Source organism: Alcaligenes ammonioxydans (assembly GCF_019343455.1).
GTDB lineage: Bacteria > Pseudomonadota > Gammaproteobacteria > Burkholderiales > Burkholderiaceae_B > Alcaligenes > Alcaligenes ammonioxydans.
Window position 1 is genome coordinate 449,054 of the sequence record NZ_CP049362.1, and the last position, 15,116, is coordinate 464,169.

A 15,116-nucleotide genomic window follows, 5' to 3' on the forward strand; every position below is an offset into this window, starting at 1 on the left:
GAGCGGTAGCCCTGTTCGATGAGTAGCTTGGGCAATTTTTGCGACTCCTCGTACGCTGACCGTTTCCTGTTTGCGTGCATGCCCGCAATGCACAAGAACACAAAAAACAACGTGAAACACAGCACTGCAAATAAAGAAAGCAGATCCATCCCGGCTCCTTCCCATCTCTGGCAGATAGACAGTTTAGCGCGGTTTCGAAGCGGGCAGCCTCTAAGGCAGGACGGCCAAAGCGCTCTTAACCCGTCAGTTTCGCGCCTGCAATAAACCTATATGTTTTATTTTCTCAATCTGACTGACACGAAAACCGCGCTCAACCCGACACTCCGTCACAACAGGGGCTAATTTAAAGCCTGTTTACGGCCATGATGTCGCTTAACTGTCAGGTTGAACGCGGTTTGCATGGCATTTTGTTCAGAGTGGTCTGCGTCTGAGTGGCATCAGACGGCGCTATGCGTGTGCTCGACTCCAAGGCCCTAACACCAAAAAAGTTGGCCACAAAAGTGCTATTTCGACGCGCTCTCCCTTCAGATATCTTTTCCCATGTACCAAATATGTGGAACATTAACGCCAAAGCTTTCAAAAGCTCACTTTTTGCTGCGGCAACATACCAAATATTTGGTACATGGTATGTGTGAACCTACATTTGGTACTTTGAGCCGCTTTCGGCGCATTTGGTACATTGGATCCATGTACCAGATAGATAGTAATTTGGTAAGTAACTGGCCAGGAGTAATGGTGTTGAATAGCGCCACAAATACTGACATTGTGCGCGACTTGGAATATCTCAGCAGCAAGAACGATACGTCAGAACGTGACGATGCGACATCTGCCGAGCTTGATTCTGTAAATCGGACATTCACAGAGACGGTGAGGCGGCTTGTAAACGCAGAGCTTTATGTCGTTGCGACAGATGCGCGAAAGGTGACCGACATTTTTTGGGAGATCACCCAAGAAGTGATGGAGTCAATTGTTGCGCGCGAACAGGGATACTTTGGATCAAGGGCGCGGGGTAAGAAGAAAGTGTCTTCAACACATCTTGAGCAAGGCCCAGAGTCTCGTTATCCGTCAAAGACATTCAAAGTACTCCAGACTGGGAGCTTACTGCGACCCAGGCTACTGAAGACAGGTACGCTCAGCTCAGCTTCGGCAACGGTCTACCGCCTTACTCTGAGCGCAAGCCACCCCTCCGACCCGCAGAGTCTGAGCTTGTCACCTCACCACTTCCATCAGCTTCCCAAAACTGTCCACTACGTCGTACTGGACGTTTTCCGGGGCAAAGCGGCGGTTCATCTGCTCGAAGAATTTGCGTGCGCATTGAATCTTGGTTTTCTCGATTTCGCGTAAGTCCATTGACGACATCGATCCTTTGGTTTCCGCCACAAAATAGATATGCTTCACCGCGCCTTCCTTGAAGCTGATGGCCCAGTCGGGGTTGTAGTCGCCAACCGGTGTCGGTATCAGGAAACCGCGTGGCAACTTGGCGTATACCACGACTTCTATGGCCGAATCTAGCTCTGTCACGAACGCCCGTTCTACGTTTGAGTCCGTCACCACATAGTCGTAGATGTGCCTCTGCAGCTTGTCACCGGCCTTACTGAAATCCTGTTTGGCCTGCCCGGCGGTGAAGATATCAAGGTCGAACTTGTCCTCGACCGCATCGTAGGTCAGGTGCTCGATAATGACGGTTGCCTTCTGCTCATTGATCAGTCGCGTGGCCTCAGAAATAAAACTTTCCGGGTTAGTTTTGAACTGCGCAAAGACCGCGACATTGACGCCCTTGAGGATCTCCGCCACCGTGCGGCGGGTCAATTGAGTACCTTCGGCCAGCTTGCCGATCAGATCGTACTTGACCGCTGAATGGATGGACTGCTTGTTGTATTCAATGGCTGTTTCGGAAATCTTAAAACCATCTCCACGTTTGAGCACATCAGCAGTCACATCGTCAGTCTGTTCGCCCGCCTGGATAGTGTATTGCAGTGGCGTGACGCGCAGGCTGGCGTCCAATTCCTTGACGGCCTTCTGCACCAGCTCGTCCGAATCAAAGTCGACGCTGTAGGCCGCCTTGCGGTTGATTCTGGCCCAAAGCTCCTTGAACTCCTGCTTCTCGAAATTGTCATTGAGCGGGTTTTTCTTCGGCTTGCGGTCATCGCCAATGTCCGGCAGCTGATTTTCGCTAAACACGCTGTCGATAAGTTGGAACACTTGTTCGGCGTGTGGCAACAATTCCTCCGGCAGTTCCGCCAGTGCGCCCTCCTTCTTCGCCTGATGATATTTCCCGGTGATGCTGCGTTTTCTGTCCACATAGCCGTTCTGGATCAGATAAAACTCGATATCCGTCGCCTGATCGTCCGACACTGTGACCAGCCCTTCTGCCGTGTACAGCGTCTTGCCAGTGAAGTAGGCTTTATCCGCTACCCTGGGCCGCGCCGACAGCGACTCGCTGATGTCCTTCTGCAGCGCCGCCACAAAGTCCTTGTAGCTCTCGCTGGCCACCACCGTCAACACGTTGACATCATGCACTGTGGCCGGATGATCCATTCGATCACCATTCTGATTGACCGACAGCCGCAAACCCCGCCCCACCTCCTGACGCCGTGAAATGGTGTTGTCACTGTGCTTGAGCGTGCAGATGACGAACACGTTCGGGTTGTCCCAGCCTTCACGCAAGGCCGAATGCGAGAATATAAAACGCACCGGCTCGTTCAGCGACAGCAGCCGCTCCTTATCCTTCAAGATCAGATCATAGGCATCCACATCATCGGACTGTCCGGCGTTTTCGCCGCGCTTCGCCACCGTGGGGTCAGCCAGCCGCTTACTCTTCTTGTCGATAGAAAAGTAGCCGCTGTGGGTCTTACCCACGTTAATACCTCTCAGGTATTTAATATAGGGCGTTTCATCGAGATCAAGCATCTCGTTGAGGTACAGCTCGTATTCTTCCTCAAACATGCGGGCATATTCGCCCTTCTCGTCGTCAGCGGAATAGTCCCGGTATTTAACCACTTCGTCGATAAAAAACAAGGTCAGCACTTTGATGCCCTGCTGGAACAGCACCTGCTCCTTGTCGAAGTGCGCCTTGATCGCTTCGCGAATCTGAATACGGCGTAGCGCGGCCTCAGTCACATCGCCAGTCGCATCGCCCACCGTCAGCTCCACACCGTTGGTAAAGCTCAGTGTGTCGGTATTGGCATTGATGTCTGACACGATAAAGCCATTGCGGTATTGATCCAGCTCATTCGAAAGCTCAAACAGATTGTCGCCTTTGCCCAGCTTGCGAACGACGCGCTTGATATTGCCGCCTGCCAGCCTCTGCTCGAACTCAACACGCGCCTCGGGTGGCTTCTTGCTCGAAATTTCGATGGACTGCAGGTACAGATAACCCGCTGTTCCAGCCAACCCCTTCACCGCAATGCCCCGCACCGCGATTTTCTTCACCAGCTTCTGGTTGTAGGCATCCAATGCGTCTAGCCGGTGAATCTTGTTGTGTGTGGTCTTGTGGGTGGCCGAGTAACGCAGCACCATCAGCGGCTTAAAGTTCACCAACGAATCCAGGGTCTTGCCGCCTTCCATCTTCTGCGGCTCGTCCAGGATCAGGATCGGACGGTTAGCACTGATGACATCAATCGGCCTGCGTGATTGGAAGTCGTCCAGTTCTTCATAAATGCGCCGATTGTCCTTGCCGGTGGCATTGAACGCCTGCACGTTGATTACCATCACGTTGATGCCAGCGTCCGACGAAAAGCTCTCCAGGTGATGCAACTGTTTGGAGTTGTAGATGAAGAAGCGCGCCTTCTTCTGGTAGCTCTGCAGAAAGTGCTCTGCAGTGATCTCCAACGATTTGGCTACGCCCTCGCGGATAGCGATGCTGGGCACCACAATGATGAACTTACTCCAGCCATACTGCTGGTTCAGCTCAAAAATGGTCTTGATGTAGCAGTAGGTCTTGCCCGTGCCGGTTTCCATCTCCACGTCCAGATTCACGCGGGCGATCTTGGTCTTGGCCAGCGCATCGGAAACAGGCAGGTTCTGGGCTCGCTGCACCTGCTGGATATTGTCGAGCAAAGCCGTATCTGACAGCACCAGGTCGGCATTCTTGAAGCCCGCGTCGGAAAACAGACTATCCGTCTTCGCCTTGGCCTTACCAGGGTCGATGCGGTAACTGATGGCCTCGCTGGACGCCGGTAGCTGACCCTTGAAACAGTCCACCACGGCCTGCACAGCAGCGGTCTGGTAAGCTTGAGTCTTGAATTTCAGTTTCATCGCAGTACGCGCCTTTCTTTCTGCATTCTTTCTGCAAATCCGGGCAGCAGAAAGACGTAAATCATTGATTTATATAGGGTCAATCCAGACAGCCTTACTGCATTCATTCTGCAAGTTTCCACAACGGTTGTCCACGGCTACCCGTATTTTTGATCCGCCCAGCACGCCGTAATTTGGTCAAAAGGTTGCCTATTTTCTTCTCTTTCTGCTCTGCCTCCAGGGCCTCGCTCAGCTTGTCCAGCAACAGAGTGTTGATCTCGGCACGGGTTGCCTGCCCAAACTGCTTCAGATAATCCATCACCAACTTGGCGTAGAACTCGTCATCCTGGGCGCGGGTACGGATATAGTCGGCCTTATTGGCTGTCGCTGAAGCAATGACGGCAGAAACAAAGTAGTTGGGCCTGCGCCCCTCGATCAACCCGGCTTTGCGCAAACGAGTGGCTGCCTCATCCGGGATGGGCAATTTCTTTTGCACTCGATCCAATGCCAGCACATCCGTCAATGGGAGGTTGGTGTTCTGAATCAGCAGGCGGCTGTAAGCAATATCGACCACACCACCGTACAAGGTCATTTTCACCGCCCCCGGCTCGCTCAGATCGTAATCCGGCATTGGGAAATAGCGCCGAGCCTGCCCGATGTACATATCGCGGATGCCATAACCCATGGTGTCGATCATGTTCAGTTCAGCCATCGCCTGGGCCAGAAACGGATTGCGGTAGCGGCGAGGAATCTTGGTGCCTTCGATATACTCGGTCGGCTGGCCGTCAAAGAACCCCCCTTCATTGGCAAAGGTCAGCCGATCCAGCTGCTCCGTGACCACCACACGCCCATTGCGGCTGTAGTCCTGATGGGCGATGCAATTATGCAAGGCTTCAAGAACGATCTTCTGGTCGTACTTCGGCACTTCCACCGGCAATAGCTCATCTTGCGGCAAGATGCGCAGCTGGATATTGCGAATACGCTGATACAGTTGAGTCGTGTTGAGCAGGAAGGGCAAGCCAAAGTGCTCATAAGCACGCTCAGGGCCTTCCAGACTCCAGGTCAATTGCGCCGGATGCGGTGAAAGCCACCAGGCCGATTCCGCCTTGCCCAGCAGTAGCAAAGTGGTACGGGTGACTTGTCCATCCTGGGTCAAGCGAGCGCGGTCAAGAAACGATGCCAGTGGCCAGCCCATGACTTCTTCAAGCGTGATGCGATTGGCATACTTCTGAGCGAAGGATTCCCGGGCTTTGCGTACAGCCTTCTCATCCAGATCATCCAACGTGGCACCAGGGACAATTTGCGCCGTCCAGTCCATGGCCAGGGTCTGCTGGCGAATCTCATCCAGCTTGTCGAGACCGAGAGGAGCACGGCTTTCACCAGCCCGGGCGTAGTAATGCCCCTTCCAGGCAATGGGAATGCCGCGCGGCGCTGCCGGAATCTCAAACAGCACTACACGACCCTTTTCATCACTCAACACATGAATATTGCGGAAGGTGATGCTGGGCTCAGTGTTCTGGGCAATTTGATTCTTCAGACCTTGCAGACGCTCCGGCTCGGGACGGTAATTCGTTCCCACCACCGTACGAGTCTTATCATTGACGCCGAAAACCAGCCAGCCGCGCTCCGCACCCCGCAGATTGGCTTCATTACTCAAAGCAGAGAAATACTCGCCGATCTTGTCCGTGTCGTAATCGTTGCCCGCCTGCTTGAACTCCACCACCTCGTTCTCCCAAGTAGCAATCAGGCGTTCCAGTACGGCTCCAAGTTCCAATGAATCCATGTTCGCTCTCAAATACTCTTCACTTCGGTACCCGGCGAGAGCAGCTTGAAGATCTGTTCCACATTGATCTTGACCGCACTGTCCTTGAACCCGGCATCGCGGAACACCACGCGCAGCGGCTGATGCTTGGCCAGTTCTTTGACAAAGTCTTCATCAATGCCACCGTGGGCGTCGAAGCAGGCGGCCAGAGCGTTCTCATCGACAAAGAACACTTCTTTGTCCTGGATGGTTTTCTTTTCGATAGGCAGGGCAAGATCAACGCCCCAGTCCAACATCACTTGGAAGAGTAGATCTTCTGCGGTGCGGTCGGGCTTGATGTTGTCTACGAACAGGTCGAGGTTGGCCTTGTCTAGCGCATCGGGCGCATAGTAGACATCAGCCATGTTGGAGGTGTCGATTTTTAGGACGCGAAAGCCGATGTCCTTGTTCCAGCCTTCGTGACAAGCTCCACTAATGACGCTCTTGCCCGCCCGGCGAATGCGCTCACGACTAACTTCCGGAATGGACTTGAAGCCCGCCTTATATGCGGCTGAGTCTTCATTTGCCTTTTCGTCAAGCTGGACCATCACGAAACGACGGTTGCCACCGTCGGTAGCGTTTTGCAGCATGACCGAATGCGCCGTCGTTGAAGAGCCTGCGAAGAAATCGATCACGATGTCGTCGCCCTCGGTTAGCATTTCGACGATTTCCTGAAGCACAAGCTCGTCTTTAGGGAAGTCGAACAGATCGCCATCCATCAGCGCGCGCAGGCGCTTGGATGCAGCACGCCCATCTTGATAGAACACGCTGTAAGGCGTTTGCTGCTCCTTGTCTTTCAGGTAGGACTTGATGCAGGGGACAGCGTTTTCATCATCACCAAAATGCACACGGTCATCGTCGATCCATTCCTGCATACGCTTGGGATCGCTGGTCATCCAGCCTCTGGAAGGAATCTTGACGGGCTTCTTGGTTACTGGATGAAGCACTTCGTACTTCGGCCCGCCACCTCCGGGCCATGAAATGTTGTCCGGGAAGTAGACGCCGCGCGCATCAACATGCGCGTAGTGCTTGTGCGCCTTGGACGGATGACTATCAGATAATGACCGATACCACTCCTTCATGCCTTCGGTCATTGCCTTGTAGTCCTTGCCGTTCTGGCGCTTCAGTCGTTCATATTGCGCGTAGATTTCGTCGAGTCCCTTCTTGCGCTGCCGCCATGTGGCCTGTTTCGTACGAAGGTACTCGACATCGCGGGCATAACACACGATGTATTCGTGCGATACCGATACAAGCCTTGAATCATTCTTTCGTCCAGCAGCCCAGACCATATCGGCGACGAAGTTCGACTGACCAAAAGCCTCATCCATCAGCAAACGTAACCGGGGATGCTCACCTTCATCGCAGGAAACAAAGATAGCCCCATCCTGTGCAAGCATATTTTTGGCAAGACGGATGCGAGGCGCGATCATCGTCAGCCAATTGGAATGAAAACGGCCATTTCCTTCTGGATTGGCGACTAGGCGTGCACCTTCTTCACTGCGCTCGCCAGAGGACTCTTCGTACGTAATCTGCTCCGATGCAAAACTGTCTTTATAAATAAAGTCTTTGCCCGTGTTGTATGGCGGGTCAATGTAAATCATCTTGACCTTTCCCAGATATGTCTCCTGCAACAGCTTCAACGCATCCAGGTTGTCGCCTTCGATAAATAGGTTCTGGGTAGTGTCGAAATCAATGCTTTCTTCCCGGCAAGGGCGTAGGGTCTTGGCAATCGGTGCATTGGCCGTCAGCAGCGCCTCGCGCTTGCCCGGCCAGTTGAGGTGATACCGCTCCTGCGGGCCTTCCACGATAACGTCGGACAGCTCCTGCCGAAGCTGATCAAAATCCACCGCAAGCTTCACGCTGCCATCTTCGCTCTCAGCTTCCGTCACGCAGCCTGGGAACATCTCGCGAATGCGGGCGATGTTGTCTTCGGTCAAGTTAGGGGAGTGCATTTTCAATTTCTCCATGGGCAATTTCCTAAATTATTTGAAGATTCAGCAGTACTCAAAAACTGCCCTACTAGAACGGTTATGTATACCTAAGTTTGTAAACTTCTAAATTTCCCCAGCAACAATGGGGCTTTTCTCAATAGGGAGAGCACTGAGAAAAAGTTTATGTAAACAAATGCCGACCGACCAACGAGGTTGTTTACAGTCCTCCACGAACCCGTGAAGCGTATAGGCTTGAATGGACAGGCAGGAACTATACAACTGGCAGATCAAGCTTGACACCGAAGTGCCCCGCATCCGCAGGTGAACGGTGCCACCCGCCGACTATCATTGCATCACACTTACAGACGATCTGCGCATGGCCCAATTGTTTTAATTGCTTTCGATAAAGGCGCGCATTCTGTCGCGACAGATACCCTACTCTCTGTCCTTCAATAGTCACTCGAACGGCTCGATTGTCATGCGGATTGGAATCCTCCAAGTAAAGGATGGCCTCTGTCACATACTCGGCGCCGTCCTCTGAGCGACCGCCACTGATGGCACCGCATGCACTCCTCCACAATGGCCCTGGTGGTGTGCCAGTCATCTGAGGCCGCATTCCAGCGAATTATCTCGTCGGGTGTGGTGTACGCCTCCCACACCCGTTCAATCGGGGCTCGTACGTTCGTCTCGACGGTGAGTTGCATAGCGGCTCTCTCCAGTTTGGTGGCAGCGGGTTGTTCACTGCCATTTGCGGGGGTGAACAGCAGATATTATCGTGCAAAGGCCTATTGTGACGTAGGCAGAAAGCGACACGGGCGGCGCTTGCCAGGCGCTGCGACCATCCTTCTGTGTTGCATTCCGCGTCCCGCTGTCATGCCTATGTCATACCGACGATCTACCATCCTTTCATGATCGATCTGTAGATCAAAGTTACTTATTGATTACATGATCGAATCAGCATGCCGGAAGGAGCCGCAGTTTGCCCTCCCGATTATTCGTTGGAAGACCTCGGAGCATCACCATGTTTGCAGAGCAGCAACGCGAATATCTCGACAAGGGATATACGAAGATTGAAAGCTTTTTCTCCGCGGAGGAAGTAGCGAAGATTCTTGAAGACGTCAAGCAAATTGAATTGGGAGCTATTGGCGTAGCTTCGGACAATGAGACTTACCAGTTCGAAAAGAAGAATGGCGAGACGACGAAGCTACTGCGTCGCGTCGAGAATCCTCACCTTTATTTCGATGCAATAGATTCTTTGGTCAGGTCGGAAAAAATCGTCGATTTGCTTCGGCATTTCCTGGGCGAAAACATCCGTTTGCACAATAGCAAAATCAACTTCAAGCCGCCATCAGGCGCGCCAGTCCAGTGGCATCAGGACTGGGCATTCTATCCCCACACAAACGATGATTTTCTTACTCTCGGAATTTTCCTCGACGAGACAAGTGAGAAAAATGGCGCGATGGCATGCTTGCCAGGCTCCCACAAAGGAAAAGTGTACGACCACCGGAACGTCGAGACGGGCGAGTTTTGCCACGCGATCTCTCGCTCCAACTGGGACGAAGCGCTCGACCCGACAGAAGGGGAGTTACTGACGGGACCCGTAGGAACTGTCACGTTGCATCACGTCCGGACCCTTCATGGTTCAGGCCCAAACCACTCAACGATCAGGCGGCGTTTTCTGCTCATCGGCTATGCCGCGGCTGATGCCTGGCCACTTCTGGGCTGTGGCAACTATGGGGATTATGAAAGCCTCATGGTCTCTGGCCGATCCACCGTATTCCCGCGCATGGTGGAACTCCCTTTGACTGTCCCGTATCCGTTGTCGATGTACGGTGATCGCATCTTTGAAAGTCAACGAGCTTTGACTCAAAAGTACTACTGAAGTCTTTAACTCACTGAGCTCATAATGCAAGTTTTTACTCTGTTTTCGAAATTCAAGAAGGCGTTAACGCGCGCCATTCTTGCCTTTATCGCCACAATCATAGTGTGCACACCCGCGCAGGCAGCTGAGGTTGTCAATGGTAAACTTCACCTGCGTTTTGCAATTGCGCCGGTGCGTCCAACGCCTAGCCAGACCATCAAAGAGTTTGAGCCGATATTCAAGTATCTCGCCGACCAGCTCGGCGCGACCTATGAAATCGTCTCCCCGGAAAGCTGGGCGGCAATATCTGTGGCAATGACAAATGGCCATGTCGATGTGGGCTGGCTCGGACCCTGGGGCTATGTCTTGTCGAATAAAAAGGCCGGCACCGAAGTGCTTGCAACGGCCAAGTACCGCGGGGAGCCGTTCTACAAAGCCCTCATTGTCGGTCGCGCCGATCTGCCGATCAAAAAATGGCCCGAGGACGCGAAGGGTTTGAAGCTGTCACTCAGTGATCAGGGCAACACTTCTGGCTGGCTCATCCCGATGGCGTACTTCAAGAGCATCGGCATCGACCCTGCGAGCTATTTTGAATATCGTGAAGGTGCCACGTTTGGCCAGAACGAATCACAGATTCAGCACGGACTGATCGACCTCGGATCCGATATGGATCGGGGCCGGAACGGGATGATCGAAGCGGGTCAAATCGATCCTTCGAAGTCCAAGATCGTGTGGGAATCCAGCAAGCTGCCGAACGACGCGATATCCGTGCCGAAGGATTTTGATCCTGCTCTGAAAGCGCGCATCACGGAAATACTGACGTCCTTGTCCGAAGAGAAAGCACAGTCGCTGATGGGCTCGGGCTATAACGGCTTCGTGAAGGCAAAGCACAGCGATTACAAGGTAATCGAAGACGCCGGCCGCATCCTGGGAAAACTATAAAGCACGAGGGGTCCGTTCTTGGATGAGGGCAGCGGACGACAAGGTGGACTGACGCACGCCAGCTCCTTGTCTCCGCTGCACGAACATACGGGCGCGCATCGCGATACCACAGAGGATGAACCAATGAATCAGCGAATCGAAGAAGTCATGCTGGCTAATGTCAAGAGGGACGTAGCCAGGAGAAAGCAGCATTTTGCAACGTCGGTCGTAGTACTCAGTTTGCTGGCAGTGGCCTGGTACGTGTGTCAGATAGAATTCCAGAAGCTAGGCGCCGGTTTACCGAGACTATGGTCATTCGTCGTGCAGATGTTTCCACCCGACCTGAGCGACCTGGACGTCATTCTAAAAGGGGCTGGCGAGACGCTCGCCATGGCGACGATTGGCACGATATTCGCCACAATCATGGCATTTCCGCTGGCACTCATGGCTGCGCGTAATACCTGTCCGAACAAGTGGACCTATCGGGTATCCCGCGCCATCTTGAACGCCAGCCGCGGCACGGAGACATTTGTCTATGCACTTGTATTTGTAGCAGCAGTGGGCTTCGGTCCGTTCTCCGGCGTACTGGCCATTACTTTCCACATGGTAGGGGCAATCGGCAAAATGTTTGCTGAAGCCATCGAGCCCGTTGACCAAGGGCCATTGGATGCGCTCGCCTTGACCGGTGCCAGCAGGGCAAAGATTATCCGCTACGGTCTGATCCCGGATGTTATGCCGCACCTGATCGCGAGCGTTCTATACATTTGGGAATTCAGTGTCAGAACGTCCACAGTACTGGGCATCGTAGGCGCAGGTGGAATTGGGCAGACCCTGAAAGATACTGTGGACTTGTTGGAATTCAACAAGATGATTACGGTACTGGCGGTTGTATTGCTGATGGTGTCGGCAATCGATTTCATCAGTGACCGGCTCAGGTACTTGATATTGGACACAAAACGCGAGGGATTCGAAACTCTCCCTGCGAATAACTGATTGCTTCACGTATTACTGGAAGGGCGGTTCGCAATGAAAGATGTAGCGTTGCAGTTAAAGAATGTCGGTAAGTCATACGGCAATAAAGTTGTCCTGGAATCGATTGACTTCGAAGTACGTCACGGCTCAATGGTTGCCTTGCTCGGCACAAGCGGGGCAGGGAAGTCGACGCTTTTCCGATGTCTCACTGGCCTTGAGCCGATTGACTCCGGTTCTATCGTGGCGCTCGGAGAATCCATACATGAACTGTCTCCGGCGCGTCTGCGGGCAGTACGTGGCCAGATCGGGTTCGTGTTCCAACAACTGCACCTGGTGAAAAGGTTCTCAGCACTCGAGAATGTATTGGGTGCGCGTCTGGCAGAGATGCCCATTTGGCGCGTCACATTGAAAAGCTTCAGCCGGGCTGACAAAGTGCTCGCGTTCGAATGTCTGGACCGGGTCGGCATGCTCGATTATGCAAACACGCCTACGCAACTGCTGTCAGGCGGTCAGCAACAGCGTATTGCGATAGCGCGAGCCTTGGCGCAGAAGCCCAAGATTATTATTGCGGACGAACCCGTCTCCAGCCTCGATCCGCTGACGGCGCGCTCGGTTCTGCAAACGCTGAAAGCCGCGGCTACAGATCTTAATGTCGCGGTCCTGTGCAGCCTGCACCAGGTAGACCTGGCACTTGAAGTGTCTGATCGAGTCGTGGGATTGCGGGATGGGCGAATCAGTTTGAATATGGCTAACCAACCGAATAATCAAGGCATGATGCAAAAGATACGATCCATTTATCAGCAGCGTGCCGTACACAGCGACAGAGACGAGCCGTTGCAGCGGCATGTCGCGTAGTTCGTTCCTCAGAGGTCCCATGAAACCAAGAATCGTAACAACGCATCGAATCCACCCTGACACGCTGGCCCTCCTTGAGACCGCCGCTGAAGTAATTTCCAATCAGTCCGATTCAACCATGTCGCGGGAAGAGGTACTGTTGCGCACCAATGATGCGGACGGGATGATGGTGTTTATGCCGGATAGCATAGATGCGGATTTTCTATCCGCGTGCCCCAATCTGAAGGTCATCGGCGCCGCGCTTAAAGGATATGACAACTTTGATGTCGAGGCATGTACCCGCCATGGGATTTGGTTTACGATTGTTCCTGATTTGCTTACGAGTCCCACAGCTGAACTAACGATTGGCCTGTTGCTGAGCATCACACGGAATATGCTGCAAGGTGATAATTACATTCGATCACGCCAGTTCAATGGTTGGACCCCGCGGTTTTATGGCACAGGTTTGACGGGTAAAACCGCCGGCATCATTGGGACGGGAGCGGTCGGGCGGGCGGTCGCAAAGCGGCTGGCCGCCTTCGATATGCAAATTCAGTACACGGATCCGCAGCCTTTGCCGCAAGAGTCGGAAAGGGCATGGAATGCGAGCAGAACATCGCTGGACCAGCTATTGGCGACAAGCGATTTCATCATTCCCATGCTGCCGATGTCGTCAGATACCCACCACACCATAAATGCTCGGGCATTAGACCGCATGAAGCCCGGTGCGTACCTCGTCAATGCCTGTCGCGGCTCCATCGTAGATGAGCGGGCCGTGGTGCATGCGCTTCGGACGGGGCATCTGGGCGGTTACGCCGCAGACGTCTTCGAGATGGAGGAATGGGCGCGTCCCGACAGGCCGCATTCTATTCCTGACGAATTGCTTGATCCTGCTTTACCCACATTCTTTACGCCTCACCTGGGTTCGGCGGTCAAATCGGTACGGATGGAAATCGAGCGTGAAGCCGCCCTCAGTATCCTCGAAGCGTTGCAAGGGCGCATTCCACGCGGAGCGGTCAACCATGTTGGAGCGGGGAGATGACTGAGTGATTAATCTCGATCACGTTGAGAGTTTTCTGGCCGTAGTCGCAGCCGGGGGCTTCCGCGACGCCGCAAAACAACTCGACATTTCGCAGTCGACGGTGACGCAGCATATCAAGAAGCTTGAAGAGTCGCTTAAGATGGAAGTGATCGTGCGAAGCAATGCCGGTTGCAGCTTGACAGCCGAGGGTGAAACTTTTTTGCCGTATGCGCAACAGCTCGTCAACCTGGCGTGTAAAGCCGGAACTCTATTTGAAAAGAAAGATGAAATCACGATTGGTGCGAGTTCTAACACGGGCATATACTTGCTTCAGCCATATATAAAAGAGTTTGAAGAGCGAACGCCATTTTCAGTCAAGGTGGTCATCGATAGAAACGAGGCGATAGCGCGGACCATAGAGAATTACGACCTGGACATCGCTGTCGTCGAAAGATGGGACGAGCGCCCGGGATTCGCTGCCAAGCTGTGGCGACGAGAAGAGCTGGTACTTATCGTACCGCTGGGGCATCCGTGGGCGGGCATGCGGAGTGTTGGGCCGAACCAGCTTGAAAACCAAGTCTTGATCGGAGGCGAGGCGGGCTCGGGCACCGGACGGGTCCTTCGGCAGTATCTCGGTACACGGGCAAATACGCTGAGTGTTTCCTTGCAACTGGGCAGTACCGCCGCTGTAAAAAGTGCTGTGCAGGCAGGACTGGGGATATCAGTCGTGATGAAAGCGTCCGTCGAGAACGAGTCCCGACTTGTCTTGTTTTCAACGGTTCCCTTTGAGGGCGATCCGCCCCGGAAGGAGATCTACATCGTGTTTCGGAATGGCATGCTGAAGCATCCGTCCATCGCTGCTTTCGTCGACATACTTTTGAGCCGTCCGCACTAAATCGGCTTGTGAGCTCGGCTTGTAATGCCGCCGCCGACCCTGGGCGCCGAAGTTCGGGCTGTGGCGTCGCCACACCGATTCTTTCCACGGCAGCTTCGGCTACGACGGAGTGAAAGATATGGGCAAGGGCAACAAACAAAATAGCCAGTCAAACGACTGGCTCTTGAAATTTTGAGGACAAAACCTTTGAAGTCTAGCCTCTCATCCCGATAAAGTGACCTGCTCCGTTTTTTCATACCACCGCCATTTGGGAAATGGCATGGATTGATAAACAGTTCCTCAAGCTTTGGGCCATTTGCAACGGCGTCAGGTAGCCCAAGCTGGAATGCGGTCGTACCTCGTTGTAATGGCGCCGCCAATCCGCGATGACGATTCTGGCCTCGATCCGGTTGCGAAACCATTCCAGACTGAAGCACTCGTCACGCAGTTTGCCATTGAAACTTTCGGTGGTGCCGTGCTGCCATGGCTTGCCCATAGCGGGGATACCGAAAAGCTAACTCCTTCAGCAGAAGTTTGCCTGCCGGAGCCTCTCTTCGCTGTGAGATGGTATCGGTTGCGCAGGTACAGATTAGACGGTATTGAGCTGGTACTGTGCAGGGCCATAGACCGACGCCCGCATCGCCCCATACAAGCTTATTAATAAC

At 53.5% G+C, this 15,116-nt stretch carries 10 protein-coding genes and 1 pseudogene; 6 read left to right on the forward strand and 5 right to left on the reverse strand.

The genetic code is table 11. The features are described from left to right. Positions 1-1,209 precede the first annotated feature (1,209 nt). The 4 genes from FE795_RS02045 to FE795_RS02060 form a co-directional block, all read right to left on the reverse strand. The gene (locus FE795_RS02045; protein ID WP_219235556.1) at positions 1,210-4,257 is read right to left on the reverse strand and encodes a type III restriction-modification system endonuclease; all 3,048 of its coding nucleotides are present in this window, start codon (positions 4,255-4,257) and stop codon (positions 1,210-1,212) included. Positions 4,258-4,360: 103 nt separating this feature from the next. Further along, entirely contained in the window at positions 4,361-6,019 is a 1,659-nt protein-coding gene (locus FE795_RS02050) for an RNA-binding domain-containing protein (RefSeq protein WP_219235558.1), read from the reverse strand. An 8-nt stretch (positions 6,020-6,027) separates the two neighbouring features. Then, positions 6,028-8,004, reverse strand: coding sequence for a site-specific DNA-methyltransferase (locus FE795_RS02055; protein ID WP_230406239.1), 1,977 nt, complete (start codon positions 8,002-8,004; stop codon positions 6,028-6,030). Between the two features lie 440 nt (positions 8,005-8,444). Then, positions 8,445-8,672, reverse strand: a complete 228-nt coding sequence (locus FE795_RS02060) for an SRPBCC domain-containing protein (RefSeq protein ID WP_121739573.1) — start codon at positions 8,670-8,672, stop codon at positions 8,445-8,447. Between the two features lie 317 nt (positions 8,673-8,989). Here FE795_RS02060 and FE795_RS02065 point away from each other — a divergent pair, with 317 nt between their 5' ends. The 6 genes from FE795_RS02065 (at position 8,990) to FE795_RS02090 (ending at position 14,472) form a co-directional block, all read left to right on the forward strand. After that, the gene (locus FE795_RS02065) at positions 8,990-9,850 is read left to right on the forward strand and encodes a phytanoyl-CoA dioxygenase family protein (protein WP_003118418.1); all 861 of its coding nucleotides are present in this window, start codon (positions 8,990-8,992) and stop codon (positions 9,848-9,850) included. A gap of 24 nt (positions 9,851-9,874) precedes the next feature. Then, positions 9,875-10,771, forward strand: a complete 897-nt coding sequence (locus FE795_RS02070; RefSeq protein WP_013743894.1) for a phosphate/phosphite/phosphonate ABC transporter substrate-binding protein — start codon at positions 9,875-9,877, stop codon at positions 10,769-10,771. A 123-nt stretch (positions 10,772-10,894) separates the two neighbouring features. After that, complete coding sequence (phnE, locus tag FE795_RS02075; RefSeq protein ID WP_219235560.1) at positions 10,895-11,743, forward strand: phosphonate ABC transporter, permease protein PhnE; 849 nt, start codon at positions 10,895-10,897, stop codon at positions 11,741-11,743. A gap of 33 nt (positions 11,744-11,776) precedes the next feature. Further along, positions 11,777-12,577: a phosphonate ABC transporter ATP-binding protein gene (phnC, locus tag FE795_RS02080; protein ID WP_086069209.1), complete on the forward strand. Its 801-nt coding sequence runs from the start codon at positions 11,777-11,779 to the stop codon at positions 12,575-12,577. Between the two features lie 19 nt (positions 12,578-12,596). Continuing rightward, positions 12,597-13,598 (forward strand): phosphonate dehydrogenase, encoded by a 1,002-nt coding sequence (locus FE795_RS02085; RefSeq protein ID WP_026485313.1) that lies wholly within the window; start codon positions 12,597-12,599, stop codon positions 13,596-13,598. A gap of 4 nt (positions 13,599-13,602) precedes the next feature. Further along, positions 13,603-14,472: a LysR family transcriptional regulator gene (locus FE795_RS02090; protein ID WP_013743899.1), complete on the forward strand. Its 870-nt coding sequence runs from the start codon at positions 13,603-13,605 to the stop codon at positions 14,470-14,472. 232 nt (positions 14,473-14,704) lie between these two features. Here the strand turns inward: FE795_RS02090 and FE795_RS02095 are convergent. Next, positions 14,705-14,944 (reverse strand): annotated as a pseudogene (locus FE795_RS02095) (integrase core domain-containing protein); the annotation flags it as partial. Positions 14,945-15,116 lie beyond the last annotated feature (172 nt).

Coding starts and splice junctions, on each gene's coding strand:
- phnC (WP_086069209.1), top strand. CDS start 11,777: ATGAAAGATGTAGCGTTGCAGTTAAAGAATGTCGGTAAGTCATACGGC.
- FE795_RS02045 (WP_219235556.1), bottom strand. CDS start 4,257: ATGAAACTGAAATTCAAGACTCAAGCTTACCAGACCGCTGCTGTGCAG.
- FE795_RS02065 (WP_003118418.1), top strand. CDS start 8,990: ATGTTTGCAGAGCAGCAACGCGAATATCTCGACAAGGGATATACGAAG.
- phnE (WP_219235560.1), top strand. CDS start 10,895: ATGAATCAGCGAATCGAAGAAGTCATGCTGGCTAATGTCAAGAGGGAC.
- FE795_RS02060 (WP_121739573.1), bottom strand. CDS start 8,672: ATGCAACTCACCGTCGAGACGAACGTACGAGCCCCGATTGAACGGGTG.
- FE795_RS02050 (WP_219235558.1), bottom strand. CDS start 6,019: ATGGATTCATTGGAACTTGGAGCCGTACTGGAACGCCTGATTGCTACT.
- FE795_RS02070 (WP_013743894.1), top strand. CDS start 9,875: ATGCAAGTTTTTACTCTGTTTTCGAAATTCAAGAAGGCGTTAACGCGC.
- FE795_RS02085 (WP_026485313.1), top strand. CDS start 12,597: ATGAAACCAAGAATCGTAACAACGCATCGAATCCACCCTGACACGCTG.
- FE795_RS02055 (WP_230406239.1), bottom strand. CDS start 8,004: ATGGAGAAATTGAAAATGCACTCCCCTAACTTGACCGAAGACAACATC.